The organism is Ruficoccus amylovorans, assembly GCF_014230085.1.
Taxonomy (GTDB): Bacteria; Verrucomicrobiota; Verrucomicrobiia; order Opitutales; family Cerasicoccaceae; genus Ruficoccus; species Ruficoccus amylovorans.
In genome coordinates, this window is the sequence record NZ_JACHVB010000034.1 from 51,790 (window position 1) to 64,746 (window position 12,957).

Sequence of the window (12,957 nt, forward strand, 5' to 3'; positions counted from 1 at the left end):
TTTTCCGTCAAAAACCAGAAAAGATGTCCGAGATAGCCAAAGCCTACGAACCGCAGGAAGTCGAAGCCCGGTGGAGCGCCGCCTGGGAGCAAGCCAAGTGCTTCAAGGGGGTACTGCCTGAGGATCCCTCCGCCGTCGAGGCGCACTCCATCGTGATTCCGCCGCCCAACGTGACGGGCGTGCTGCACATGGGGCACATCCTCAACAACACCATTCAGGACATCCTCACCCGCCGCGCCCGCCAGCAGGGCAAGGCCGCCGTCTGGGTCCCCGGCACCGACCACGCCGGGATCGCCACCCAGGCCCGCGTCGAGCGCGAACTGCGCAAGGAGGGCAAGACCCGCCACGACCTCGGACGGGAAAAGTTTCTGGAAAAAGCCTGCCAATGGCGCGACGAGCACGGCGGCATCATTCTGGAGCAGTTGAAAAAGCTCGGGGCCTCCTGCGACTGGGACCGCACGGTGCACACGCTCGACGAGGGCTACAGCCGCGCCGTGCTCACAGCCTTTGTGGAGCTTTATAACAAGGGCATGATCTACCGCGGCCAGCGCATGGTCAACTGGTGCCCGGTCAGCCTGACCGCCCTTTCCGACGAGGAAGTCATCATGAAGCCCCAGCAGGGCTTCCTCTACAAGATGCGCTACGAGATCGCCGAGCGCCCCGGCGAGTTTGTCGAGATCTCCACCACCCGCCCTGAGACGATCATGGGCGACACCGGCGTGGCCATCCACCCCGAAGACGAGCGTTACAAGCACCTCCACGGCCTGCACGCCATCCGCCCCTTTCCCCGCGCGGAAATTCCCTTTGTGCCGGACGCGCACGTGGACCGGGAGTTCGGGACCGGGGTGCTCAAGGTCACTCCGGCCCACGACCAGGCGGACTGGGAGATCGGCAAGCGCCACAACCTGCCGGCTATCGACGTGCTCACGCCGGACGGCAAGGTCAACTGCCCCGAGATGCCCGAGTTCCACGGAAAGGACCGCTTTGAGGTTCGCAAACTTGCCGCGAAGAAGCTGGAGGAAATGGGCCTGCTCATCGAGGCCGAGCGCTACGAGAACAACGTCGGCTTCTCCGAACGCGCTGATGTGCCGATCGAGCCGCGCCTGTCCGACCAGTGGTGGCTCAAGTACCCGAAGGTCGAAGAGGCCAAGGAGGCCGTCCGCTCCGGGGCGATCAAGTTCTACCCGCAGCGTTGGGAAAAGGTTTACCTGCACTGGCTCGACAACATCCAGGACTGGTGCATCAGCCGTCAGCTCTGGTGGGGCCACCGCATCCCCGTCTGGTACAAGAAGGGCATCGACCGCTCGAAGTTGAGCGACGCGGACTTCGCCAACCCGGAGCTGGTCCATGTCTCCGTGGACGGCCCCGCCGACCCCGAAAACTGGGAACAGGAAGCCGACGTGCTCGACACCTGGGCAAGTTCCTGGCTCTGGCCCTTCGGGACCTTTGGTTGGCCGGGTGCCCCGGATGCGCAGCCTGACCCGGATGCGGAAAAACCGCTTTGGCAGCGTGAGCTGGAGTTTTGGTATCCGACCGCCGCGCTGGCGACGGGGCCGGACATCATTTTCTTCTGGGTGGCGCGCATGATTATGGCGGGCCTGGAGTTCATGGGGGACATCCCGTTCAAGACCGTTTACTTCAACGGCATCATCCGCGACGGCAAGGGCCGCAAAATGTCCAAGTCGCTCGGCAACTCCCCTGATCCGCTGGAACTGATCGCCCTCTACGGCGCGGACTCCATGCGTCTGGGGATGCTCATGATCGCCCCCAAGGGCCAGGACGTGCTCTTTGACTTCACCACCGACCCGAAAACCGGCGCGGTCACCGAGTGCCCGCCGCTCCAGCAGGGTCGCAACTTCTGCAACAAGCTCTGGAATGCCTGCCGCTTCCGGCTGATGCAGCAGGTTGCTCCTGAGGGTGCTGAAGGGCAAGCCTCTACGGATGCGCAGCCTGCCCCGGCGAGCGGCGGCTCGCTGGAGGACATCGTCGCGCGGCTTGAACCGGAAAAGTTCGACGCCGACGACCACGCCATCCTCGGTTCGCTGGCCGAGACGCTCGACGCCTACGACAAGGATCTGTCGGCCTACGAGTTCAACGCGGTCACGCAGCAGATTTACAAATTCTTCTGGTCGGACTTCTGTGACTGGTACCTGGAGGTTTCCAAGTCCAAGCTCCAGAACCCCGCGCTGAAGGACAACTGCCTTGCCATTCAAGACCTTTGCCTGCGGCAACTGCTGCTCATGCTCTACCCGCTGACGCCGTTCATCACCGAGCAGCTCTGGAACGACATGGGCTTTGCCGCCGCTACCGCAGACGGCCAGCCGGACTTCATCCAGCACTACGCCCCCGGCACCGGTACAGAACTGCGCGCCAAACTGCTTTCGGCCAATGTCACACTCAATCAGGGGGCGATGGAGGAAGTCGAGGCCCTGCGAGACTTCGTGCAAAAGGCCCGCGCGCTCAAGGCCCAGTACAACCTTGCCGCCAAGCGTGACGTGACTTTCTTTGTGGTCGGCGACGCGGCCAACCGTGCCGTCGTCGAAAGCCACGGCGAAAAGCTCAAGCGCCTGATTGGTGCGCTCGGCATCGAGCCGCGTGACGACGTGCAGGACGCCCCGGCGTCCGTTACGGCGTTGGGCACGCTCTACCTTGACCTCTCCGATATCGATGTGGAGGGCGAAAAGAAGCGTCTGGGCAAGGAGCTGGAAAAACTCGTCGGTGCGATCCGCGGCGCGGAGGCCAAGCTCGGGAACGAGAAGTTCACCGGCAAGGCTCCGGCCGATGTCGTCGAAGGCGTGCGCCAGACCTTGGCCGAAAACAAGGCCAAGGCCGCCGAACTGGAACGCCTGCTCGCCTCATTCGGCTGAGCCTGCCACGCGCTGGCGATGAGTGCTGCTGGCGGTAAGCCCCGCAGCCGTAAACCTCATCCCTTCGCCGCCACCCGCCGTTACCGCAAGCCCGCTCGCTGACTTCAGCAGGCGATGAACAGCGCTGGACGCTCGTTTGTCGTCTCTCTGTGTCTTTGTGCCTCTGTGGTGAAAAATTGGATTAACCACAAAGTCACAGAGACACAAAGGGGATGCCTCTTCGCGTGCCTTCGCGGGCAACTCCATTCGCCTTTCGCGGGCGACCCCTCTCCCGGCTTAGAGCGAATATGCTCTAGATCTCGGGGTCGGTTTCCTGAATGAGGACTTCCTGCAACCCGGCCAGAAAGATGTAACAGGCATAGACCTGCTGAAGTTCAGGGCTCATTTCGTCGAAATCGAGCTCGCCTTCTTCTAGCTGTTCGTCGGCGAAGGGCTTGAGAAAAAGCTGCTGGATTTTCAGGCGCACCGCGGAGCAGGCCCGCATGACGGCGAAGGCTTTGTCTTCGGAGAGAGTGATGGTCTGGTGGCCGGTGCTGGCGTTGTTCAGCATCTCGGCCAACTCGCCGCAATCGGCCCGGACGGATTCCAGCAACCCGTCGCGCCAGGCTTCGGTCAGTTCGGTGTCGGCGGGGTCCGGCCCCTCCATACGGACGGAGAGTTGCGCGCCAACCTGGCGCGAGAAGCTGTCGATCAGTTCGCGGAAGGTGGCCAGAAAGACCGGGCTGAGCCTGAGATGGATGTCGGGCATGTTGTCTGGTTAAACAATGAAGGCAGGGCCGCGCGAAATGCAAGGCCGGGCTGGACTCCCTGGGGGCAGCAGGGGGCGTACCCGGTGGGTTATTCGCCGGAATCGCGCTGGAGTTTGGCGCTGAGCTGCCACTCCTGAAGCTGATAAACGTAGGCCTCGGCCTGTTCTCGGGAGCCGGACCAGAGCACGGAGCGTCCCTCCTCGTGAACTTCGAGCATGTGCTTGCGGGCCTTGGCCAGGTCGTAGCCGAAGACACGCCGGAACACCATGACGACGTAGTCCATCAGGTTGACGGGGTCGTTCATGACCACGACCAGCCAGGGCAGATCGGCTTCGGTCTGCGTTTGGGTCTTGGGCGCGGCCAGCGGATGGGAAGTCTGAGCCATGAGAGTTGCGCGGGCACGGCACGTTTCCCGGCCCGGAGTAAAAAACTTACCCCGGTCCCCGATGTCCGCAAGTGCTAAACCTTGCGCTTGCCGATCTGCTTGCGCAGGAGGCTGGCGAAGGCCTCCAGTTCCTCTTCCAGAGCGGGCATGTACTGGGCGATATTCTCGGCCTCGGCATTGAGGGCGGCCAGTTCGAGGCTTTCGGCCAGATGGCTGAGGCGCTCGGCGTGAAAGATGGACGCCCCGCCCTTGATGCTGTGGGCGCGGTGATTCAACTCGGAGAATTCCCCTCGTTCCCAGGCCTGGGAAAGTCTTTCCCAATCCGAACGGTAGTTCTCCAGAAAAATGTCGGCGGCGGAGAGCAGGTCGTCGCGGTCCTCGTGCGAGAGCTCCCCGAAGAGTCGCTCAAGGTCGTCGTCACGGGTGGGGACGTAGCCCGGTCCCGCGCAGTGGCGGCCCTTGCCCAGGTCGGAGGATATGGTGTCGAGGACCGAGTGCAGCTTGGCCGCACGAAAAGGCTTGGCGATGTAGGCGTCCATCCCGGCTTCGAGACAGAGGGCCTCGTCGCTGGACATGGCGCGGGCGGTCATGGCCACGATGACGGTGCGTGTGCCGCGAATTTTCTCCATTTCACGGATCTGACGGGTCGCCTCGATGCCGTCCATTTCGGGCATCTGCACATCCATCAGAATCAGGTCGAAGCGCACGGCCATGGAAGCTTCCACCGCCAGGCGGCCATTTTCGACCACGGTGACTTCATGCCCCATTTTTTTCAGGCGGCGCTGAGTGACTTCCTGGTTAATCGGGTTGTCCTCGGCCAGCAACACGCGCAGCGGGGACATAGCGGCGGCCTTGCCGCCCGTGTGGGTATGTCCTTCAGCTGTGCGCGAGGGGTGCCGACGGCGTTCCGGTACCGCCACCTCGAAGAGTTCCAACACGACTTCGAGCAGGACCGACTGCTTGATCGGCTTGCTCAGGAAGCGCTGGATGCCCATTTCGCTGGCCTGGCGCGCCTCGTCCTGATTGAGCGAGGAGGAGAGCAGGATGAGCTTGGCGTCCTTTAAATGCTGGCGATTGACAATCAGGCTGGCCACCTCAAGTCCGCTTAGGTGGGGCATCTGCTGATCGAGCAGGACAAGCTGATAGGGCTCGCCGCCGGTAGTGGCCCGTTGCATCATTTCCAGCCCTTGCAGGCCACCCTCGGCTACCTCGGCTCGGAAGCCCCAGTGACGGCACAGTTCGGAAAGAATGGTGCGGTTTGTCTGGTGGTCGTCGATGATGAGCACGCGCAGGCCTTCAAGTTGCTTGAGGTGCTTGCGCGGCACGCTCTCGCGCCGCCGCAGCGCCTGGAAGGGAATCTCCACTGAGAAGGTCGAGCCTTGGTCAAGGCAGCTCTGCACGCTGATGGAACCGCCCATCATCTCCGCCAATTGGCGGCAGATAGACAAGCCCAGCCCAGTACCCCCGTATTTGCGGGTGGTGGAGGAGTCGGCTTGGGTAAAACTGTCGAAAATAGCCGCCTGGCGCGAGTCGGGGATGCCGATGCCGGTGTCGGTGACGGAGAAGCGGATACGAGTTTGTCCATCTTTCTCGTTCACGGTGGCGGCCGAGACAACGATCTCGCCCTCATCAGTGAACTTGACTGCGTTGCTGATCAGGTTGCTGAGGATCTGGCGAAAGCGGGTGGGGTCGCCGCGTACGTGGCTGGGCAGGTCGGAGCCTGTGCGCAGGGCCAGTTCGATGCCTTTCTCACGGGTTTGCCCCGCGAACTGGTCCAGGCATTCCTCTATGGTGGTGAGGAGGTTGAAATTGATCTCCTCCAGTTCGAGCTGGCCAGATTCGATCTTGGAGAAGTCCAGCAGGTCGTTGATGAGGGTGAGCAGGGTGTTGCTGCAATTGACGATGGTCTGGACGTATTTCTCCTGCTCGGCGGTCAGGTCCGAGTCGAGCGAAAGCTCCGCCATGCCGATGATACCGTTGATCGGAGTGCGGATTTCGTGGCTCATGTTGGCCAGGAAGTCACTTTTGGCGCGGCTGGCCTGCTCGGCGCGGGTCATGGCCTCGCGCAGCTTGCGCTCCTGCTCGACCGAGTCGGAGATGTTCCGGCTGACGCAGACCACGCCGAGGCGCTTGTTATTGCTGTCGAAGACGGGCATCTTGGTCGATTGCAGCCACAGGCCGGGGCCATCCTTCAACTGGAAATAGCTCACGTTCTTGATTACCGGCTGGAGGCTGGTCAGCACCTCGTGGTCCACCTCCTCGGAGGCGACGGCGGTCTTTTCGTTGACGAAGTCCGAGAGCCGGCGGCCAATCTCGTAGCCGGGGTGGGGGGTGCGGATGAGCCGCTGAAAAGCGCGGTTGGCGATGATGAAGTGCCCCCGGATGTCCTGGAAATAGACGTAGTCGAGGGTGTGGTCCATCAGGATCTGGAGCAGGCGAAGTTCGCTCTGGCTGCCGAGGACGATCTGGTCGTTGATGACCGGGTTCTCCATCACGATAACCCAGAGCAGCTTATCATCGTCGGGGTCCTGCTCCACCATGACCTCGAAGATGAGCTTCTCCTCCTCGTCGGCGAGTTGCCACTTGCTGTGGGTGGCGCGTCCGGGGACGGTGTAGAGCAGGGCATCGGCAACGCTGTCATGGTCGCCGATACCTTCGAAGAGCTCCGTCACAGGCGGTCCTTGCTCAAGGGGCGTTTCGCAATCGAGCAGTCGCTGGAAATGTCGGTTGGTGTAGACAATATTGCCCGTACGATCGCACAACAAGAACGGCCAAGGCATAACCTTGGACAGACCGGCTAGTTTGCTATCGTCAAATAGGCCCATGCCTTGAGCTGTTTCTCTGGGATTTATACCCTACTTCTCGGCATTACTCAAGGTGCATTAAGCCTTTTTCTTGCCACTGGTGGGGAGGATTTTGCATCTAGTAAGCGGTTTTATCGTCTCAATCACGTGCATTAAATGGACAATTCTCCTGAAGATCGACAGAAGGCTCCTCCAAAGCCTTGGCCTATGCGTTATATTGTGATAGCAATAGTGGTGTTTGTACTTTCCTTCAACCTCTATCTGCTACTGGCAAACTAGTTGACTGCCGGTGAACCGCTTAGGTTCAAAAAAACTTACTGGCCCGGAAGGATGATCTTGTAATTGGCCACGATGACGCCGCTGGTGAGCGCGCCCATGATGCCGATACCCGCCTGGTCATTTCCGATGACGAAGAGGCCTGGCAGAGGCGTTCCCCCGTCGAAGGACTTTACGCTGCCGCCGTAGATACCGCCGTTGAGATGGCTGGTGTAGTGCACCACGGTTTTCGGGGTGAGCGATTCGTGGTGCGCGGCGGGCTCATCCAGCAGTCCGGGGAAGCGGGCGGTCAGCTCGCCGAGCATTTTTTCCTCCAGGCGGTTTTTCTCGTGCTGGTAGGTCTCCGCGTCGAGCCCGAGCCAGTGGGTGCCGCTCTGGAAACACCCGATTTTCAGGTGATGGACGGATGGAGCTTCAGCAAAGGCGTAGTTGTCGGAGGCGGCCAGCGTGAGGTGGAAGTACTCCTGGCGGCCCTCCGGGGCGCGCCAGTGGAACTCCGGCTCCAGCGAGACCATGAGCAGGGTGCGGTCCACGCCCAACTGATCCAGCGGGCGGTTCATGGCCACCACGGTCTCGAAAACGGACAAATCCCCGCTGCGGCCCCAGGTTTCTCCGGCGAGGAGCCCGGTCTCGGCCAGCCCAGCCGAGGATAGGCAGGCTCCGGCCTCGATTTGGGTGCCGTCGGCTAACTCGACGCCCCGGAAGCGCCCGTCCTCGGAAAGGATACGGGCCACGCGACGGCGGAACTTCAGTTCGCCTCCGAGAGACTTGAAGCGGGCGATGAGCAGGTCGAGGACGTGCTTGATATCGGGGGGAGAGCCGCAGCCCTCCAGAAAGATCGAACGGAAGACAGTCCCGAAGGTGGCGGCGTCGATCTGTCCTTCGCGGTAGCCGCCGTAGATGTAGACCGGCATTTCGAGCAGGTCGATCAGGTGCGGGTCGTTGAAGTATTCGCCCAAAAGCTCGCGGCTGCCGGCGCGTTGAAGGGTGGGGGCGTCCTGGGGCTTTTTCAGGTCTTCACAAAAGCGGTCGAAGGCGCCGATCTCGGCGGGGAACTTGTCCCGAACGGAGCCGCGGAGGATTTCCAGATCGTTGCCGAAGAGCAGTTCCCCGGCCGGGGTCTGGAGCGCGGAGGGGTGCTTGGGCGGGGCGAGCCGAAAGTCCCGCGCGTCGATCCCGAGGTTGCGGCAGATCAGCCCAAAGCCCCAGCGGCGGTTTCGGGCGTTGAAATTGGTGACGGTATGCAGGCCGCTGTTGTAGAGCTGCCCCTTGCCCCGGAAGTAGTAGGAGTTGAGCCCGCCCGGCAGGACGTGCGACTCCAGGATCAGCACGCGCTTCTGGAACTGCGCCAGTCGGATACCGGCAGAGAGCCCGGCAAAACCGGCTCCGATGATAATCGTATCATATCGCTCAGCCAAGCGGACGCCTTCGGGATGAGGGGTGGTAAAAACCTGTCGTGGCCGGGCTGAGCCGGTGACGGGCGCGGCCTAGGCCTTGAGCGCGGCGAACTTCGGTTCGAGATAGTCGGCGCAGCTGTCGAGGGAGGCCAGCTTCGGGTAGTCCTCTTCGGGGACTTCGATGCCGTGCTGTTTGCGCAGTTCCATCACGATGTCGAGGAAGTCCATCGAATCCAGGTCGAGCTGGTCGCGCAGGCGCACCTCGGGCTTGACGTCCGAGAGGTCTTCGTCGGGCGCGATTTCTGCGATAATATCCAGCACGATCTGCTTGATTTCGTCTTTGGTCATGTTCCTAAGGTCAATTTACTGGGTGGCCGCGTCGTATCGTTTGATGATGAGGGCGGAGTTGATTCCGAGCATACCGAAAGAGTTGTTCAGGATGCTGTCAATCCTGCCCGCCTTTTTGGGCTCGTTGAGGACCAGCGTGGGAAATTCGCAGGACGGGTCAAGATTATCCACATTGATCGTCGGGTGGACGACACCGTCGTCGAAGGAGGGGAGGTTCCCGGCCAGTTCGAGCGCTCCGGCTGCGCCCATGGCGTGCCCGATAAAGCTTTTGGTGTTGTTGACCCAGGTGTTTTCGCAGCCGCCGAAGACCTCACGCACGGCGGTCATTTCCTGAATATCGCCCTGTTTGGTGGCGGTGGCGTGGGTGTTGACGATGGAAATATCTCCCGGCTCCATCCCGGCGCGTGCGAGCGCCTGGCGCATGCACTGGGCCTGCCGCTCGGGGTTGGGCAGGACGGCGTCGGTCGCGTCCGAGTTGATGCACCACCCGGCGATCTCGCCGTAGATCGTCGCGCCGCGGGCGAGGGCATCCTCCAGTCGCTCAACGACATAGATGCAGCCGCCTTCGGAGACGACGATGCCGTTGCGGTCCTGGTCGAAGGGACGGGAAGCCTTGTTCGGGTCTTCGTGGACGGCGAGTGCGCCCTGATTTTTGAACCCGGCGAAAATGCCGAAAGTGTGAATGCTCTCGCTGATGCCGCCGGCCAGGGCGAGGTCGCACTCGCCGAGCATGAGCATCTGGGCGGCCTGGATGAGTCCGGCGTTACCGGCGGCGCAGGCCGCGCCGATGGTGTAGTGGGGGCCGGTGATGCCGAGGTTCATCGTCACCTCCCCGGCGGGGTTGTTGGCGACGGTGCGGGGGTTGTGGTGGTGCGTCCAGAACTTCGTGTCGTAGTTGAACTGCGAGATGTTGAAGATTTCGTTCTCGGTCTCGACATTGCCGTGCTCGGTGATCCCGAGGTACACGCCGATGCGGCTCTTGTCCAGACTGTCGAGGTCCAGGCCGCTGTCGGCCACGGCCTCGCGGGCGCAGTAGATGGCAATGCTTCCTGCACGGGTCCCGTTGCGCAGTTCCTTGCGCTTCTGGTACTTGAGCGGGTCGAAGTCGCAGACCCCTGCGTGGACCTGCCCCATGTGGCGGATCTCGATGTTCTGGAGGCGGGCCACGCCGTCCAGCAGGTTCTGGCGGTACTCGGACAGGGTATTGCCGTTGGGGGCGGTCAACCCCAGACCGGTGATAACAATACGGGTGCTCTGTTGCATGAAATGGATGGGAAACCAACCAGATTAACAAAATCCCCCCCCGCGTGAAGGCCAAAATGCCCCGGATAGTCCATCGCGTCGGTTTGCCCGGTCCGTCGGCGTCCTTTTTGCCCAACCGTAACGCTTTTTTGCTTCACCTGTCGGCCCTTGGCCGTGATAGTGCATGCGATGCGCCGCCACCGCCTGTTTTATCTCTTTACCATTGTCCTGGCCTTGGGCGCGAGTGCTAACGCTTCGGCCCAGACTGTGCCGACGTATCTCCCCGCCGACAACAACCCCGCCGATGGAATTGTCAGCGAAGTGGAGTTTACCGCCTACTGTGATGCCTGGCGCAAGGGGTTGGACTGGCCGGAGCACGGCGGGCCGGTCCCGGTGGATTTTGTGACGCGCACGGCCTGGATTTTCTGGGAGTACGACGGCTACTACGAGGTGGATGTCGAGGGCGACCCCGGCAACTCTGGCACTTACAGCGGGAGTGTCACTTTAACCTCCGATTCACTACAAGGCCTTTTGCCGATTGGTCCGACGCTGATCGCAACGGAGGTTTACTGGCGCTCGGCCCGTATTTATTTTTCCGTGAACGCACCGGTAAATACCTATGCCTGCGCGGTGGAGATGGCCGTCCCGGCCGGATGGAACCGCCTGTTCGACGATGAGCGGGTAAGCACGGTCAACGATCTGGACGCCATGCCCAACGGTACTGTGGGTGCCGAGGGGCGAATCGTTCGCTGGGGCCCGTACCGTACGGGCGACATCCCTGATTACCTCGGGTTCGGGGTCATAGCGATGGACGGAACGATTCTGCCGGATGTGAGCGGGTTGGAAGCGACCGTTTCCTTTGACGGTAGTCTTGAAACTGTGACGGATTTTCAGGCCGAAAAGCCCTGGCTGAGTATCATTATCGGGACAGACAGCGCGGGAGAGGATCCCGGCTTGCGCCTTGATGGTCCGCTGCTGGAGCGGGCCCTGGCCGGGCGGGCCAATCGTCCCAGCGACGAATTTGCCCCGGTCTTTGAACGTTTTTCGGACGAGTCGGGCACATCTTGGATGCGCTGCACGGTAGTCCGCGACGTGATTTATCCGGAAATGGCCTTCATCGTCCAGCGGACGACAGATTTCAGCCAATGGCAGGCCGTCGAAGTCGAGTGGCTGCTGAAGGCGCAGGACGGGCGTTATCTGACTTTTGAAACAGAGTTTCCGTGCGTCGGTGGCCCGGAGGTTTACCGTGTGCAGGTGGAGGAAAACAGCGTTGATGTTGCCGGTCTGGTGCGGGGCTTTGTGGACAATTCTTCCCTTACGCTGGACGACTGGGTGTTGGGAGGCGGCTTCGAGTTCGGTGGCAGCCTTGATTGGACCTATTATTTCAATGGAGATGGCTCGCTGACTCTGATGTCGGTTGGAGCTTATGATCCGACCCTTTCTGATCCGCTATATGAAGCGTATTTCCCGAACGACGGTAACGGCCTCTGGGATTACGAGGTGGTCGTGATCAATGCCAGCAGGAGCAGCGGGGCGTTCTTGGAACTGCTCGACGAGCATCAGGCTGTGATTTACAACCAGTTCCTTGCGACCGAGGCCGCGCAGTACGCGCAGGCATACGGGCTGGAGCTGTACACGCTCAGTGACGGCAACCTGCTCCTGATGACCTCAGGCGAACTGGCCAATGCGCCGTCTTCGCTCCGGGGCCTGATCGTCGAAGGTTGACCGGGGAGGGAAGGGTATCCCCCCCGTTCCTCATAAAAAGCAGCCTGGCCCGGCGAGCGTAGCTTATTTGTGCAGCGGCGGCTCCAGCAGGGTCATTTCGGCGGTGTGGCCGCGCAGCTCGACGCGCAGCGGCAGCTCGGACTCGTCACTGAGCAGGGCTGAGCCAATGGGCTGGTTGCGGACCGGGGAAAGCGTCCCCGAAAGCACCTTGCCGACGACCTTGTTCTCGGCGTCAAGCACCTCGGTGCCTTCACGGGCGATGCGGCGGCCCTCCAGTGTGAAAAAACGTACCCGCGGCAGGTTGGCGTCCATGGCCTGTTCGCCGAGGGCTTCGCGCCCGGTGAAGTGCGGCTTGTCCAGCTTTACCGCCCAGCCCAGTCCGGCTATGATGGGCGTGATCGTCTCGCTCAGTTCATGTCCGTAGAGCGGGAAACCGGCCTCCAGTCGAAGGCTGTCGCGTGCCCCCAGCCCGCACCACTGCGCCCCGAAGGGCTCTCCGGCAGCAGTCAGGAGCTTGGCCAGGGCGAGGGTGTCGCCGGCGGCGCAGAAAACTTCAAAGCCATCCTCTCCGGTGTAGCCGGTGCGCGAGAGCCGACACTCAAGTCCGCCCAGCGTGACGGCCGCGTGGCGGAAACGCTTCGGGAGGGTGGTGTCGGGGGCGAGCGACTGGACCAGCTCGACAGCGCGGGGGCCCTGCACGGCGATCAGGCCGACAGCGTCGGAAATGTTCTCCAGCTTGACCTCGTAACCCTCGGCTTGCGCCTGAAAATGGGCGAAGTCCTTGTCGATGTTGGAGGCATTGACCACCACTAGGAAGTCCTCCGCGCCCCGGCGGTAAACGATCAGGTCGTCGATGGTGGCTCCGTTTGCGGCGCACAGGGGGGAGTACACGGCCTTGCCTGCGGGGGTGCCCGCGATGTGGTTGGTCAGGGCGTGGTCGAGGAACTGCTCCGCCTGCGGGCCGCTGACCACAAACTCGCCCATATGGCAGACGTCGAAAAAGCCGCAGCGCTCGCGCACGGCCATGTGCTCCTCGATGATTCCGGCGTAGCTGACGGGCATTTCCCACCCGGCGAAGGGCACGCAACGCGCCCCCAGTTGCTTGTGGAAGTCGATGAGGGGAGTCTGTTTCAGGTCGGACATGGCAAAAGTTGAAGTGTCTGT

Annotated in this window: 9 protein-coding genes; 2 read left to right on the forward strand and 7 right to left on the reverse strand. The window is 61.9% G+C overall.

Annotation, left to right across the window (positions count from 1 at the left end; translation table 11 throughout):
* The first annotated feature begins 23 nt into the window (after nt 1–23).
* On the forward strand, nt 24–2,867 hold the full coding sequence (locus H5P28_RS10795) for a valine--tRNA ligase (protein ID WP_185675716.1): 2,844 nt from the start codon (nt 24–26) through the stop codon (nt 2,865–2,867).
* 292 nt (nt 2,868–3,159) lie between these two features.
* Here the strand turns inward: H5P28_RS10795 and H5P28_RS10800 are convergent, their stop codons facing one another.
* The 6 genes from H5P28_RS10800 to H5P28_RS10825 all read right to left on the reverse strand — a co-directional run bounded on the left by H5P28_RS10800 (nt 3,160) and on the right by H5P28_RS10825 (nt 10,089).
* Complete coding sequence (locus tag H5P28_RS10800) at nt 3,160–3,615, reverse strand: DUF2017 family protein (RefSeq protein ID WP_185675717.1); 456 nt, start codon at nt 3,613–3,615, stop codon at nt 3,160–3,162.
* 89 nt (nt 3,616–3,704) lie between these two features.
* Entirely contained in the window at nt 3,705–4,001 is a 297-nt protein-coding gene (clpS, locus tag H5P28_RS10805; RefSeq protein ID WP_185675718.1) for an ATP-dependent Clp protease adapter ClpS, read from the reverse strand.
* Between the two features lie 74 nt (nt 4,002–4,075).
* Complete coding sequence (locus tag H5P28_RS10810; protein WP_185675719.1) at nt 4,076–6,673, reverse strand: response regulator; 2,598 nt, start codon at nt 6,671–6,673, stop codon at nt 4,076–4,078.
* A 446-nt stretch (nt 6,674–7,119) separates the two neighbouring features.
* Nucleotides 7,120–8,499: a phytoene desaturase family protein gene (locus H5P28_RS10815; RefSeq protein WP_185675720.1), complete on the reverse strand. Its 1,380-nt coding sequence runs from the start codon at nt 8,497–8,499 to the stop codon at nt 7,120–7,122.
* A 69-nt stretch (nt 8,500–8,568) separates the two neighbouring features.
* Complete coding sequence (locus H5P28_RS10820) at nt 8,569–8,826, reverse strand: acyl carrier protein (protein WP_185675721.1); 258 nt, start codon at nt 8,824–8,826, stop codon at nt 8,569–8,571.
* Between the two features lie 15 nt (nt 8,827–8,841).
* Nucleotides 8,842–10,089, reverse strand: a complete 1,248-nt coding sequence (locus H5P28_RS10825) for a beta-ketoacyl-[acyl-carrier-protein] synthase family protein (RefSeq protein ID WP_185675722.1) — start codon at nt 10,087–10,089, stop codon at nt 8,842–8,844.
* 168 nt (nt 10,090–10,257) lie between these two features.
* Here H5P28_RS10825 and H5P28_RS10830 point away from each other — a divergent pair, with 168 nt between their 5' ends.
* Nucleotides 10,258–11,793 (forward strand): hypothetical protein, encoded by a 1,536-nt coding sequence (locus tag H5P28_RS10830; RefSeq protein ID WP_185675723.1) that lies wholly within the window; start codon nt 10,258–10,260, stop codon nt 11,791–11,793.
* A gap of 63 nt (nt 11,794–11,856) precedes the next feature.
* On the opposite strand, the gene gcvT is transcribed toward H5P28_RS10830, so the two are convergent.
* Nucleotides 11,857–12,936 carry a glycine cleavage system aminomethyltransferase GcvT gene (gcvT, locus tag H5P28_RS10835; protein WP_185675724.1) on the reverse strand — a complete coding sequence of 360 codons (1,080 nt, stop codon included), beginning with the start codon at nt 12,934–12,936 and terminating at the stop codon, nt 11,857–11,859.
* Between the last annotated feature and the right edge of the window lie 21 nt (nt 12,937–12,957).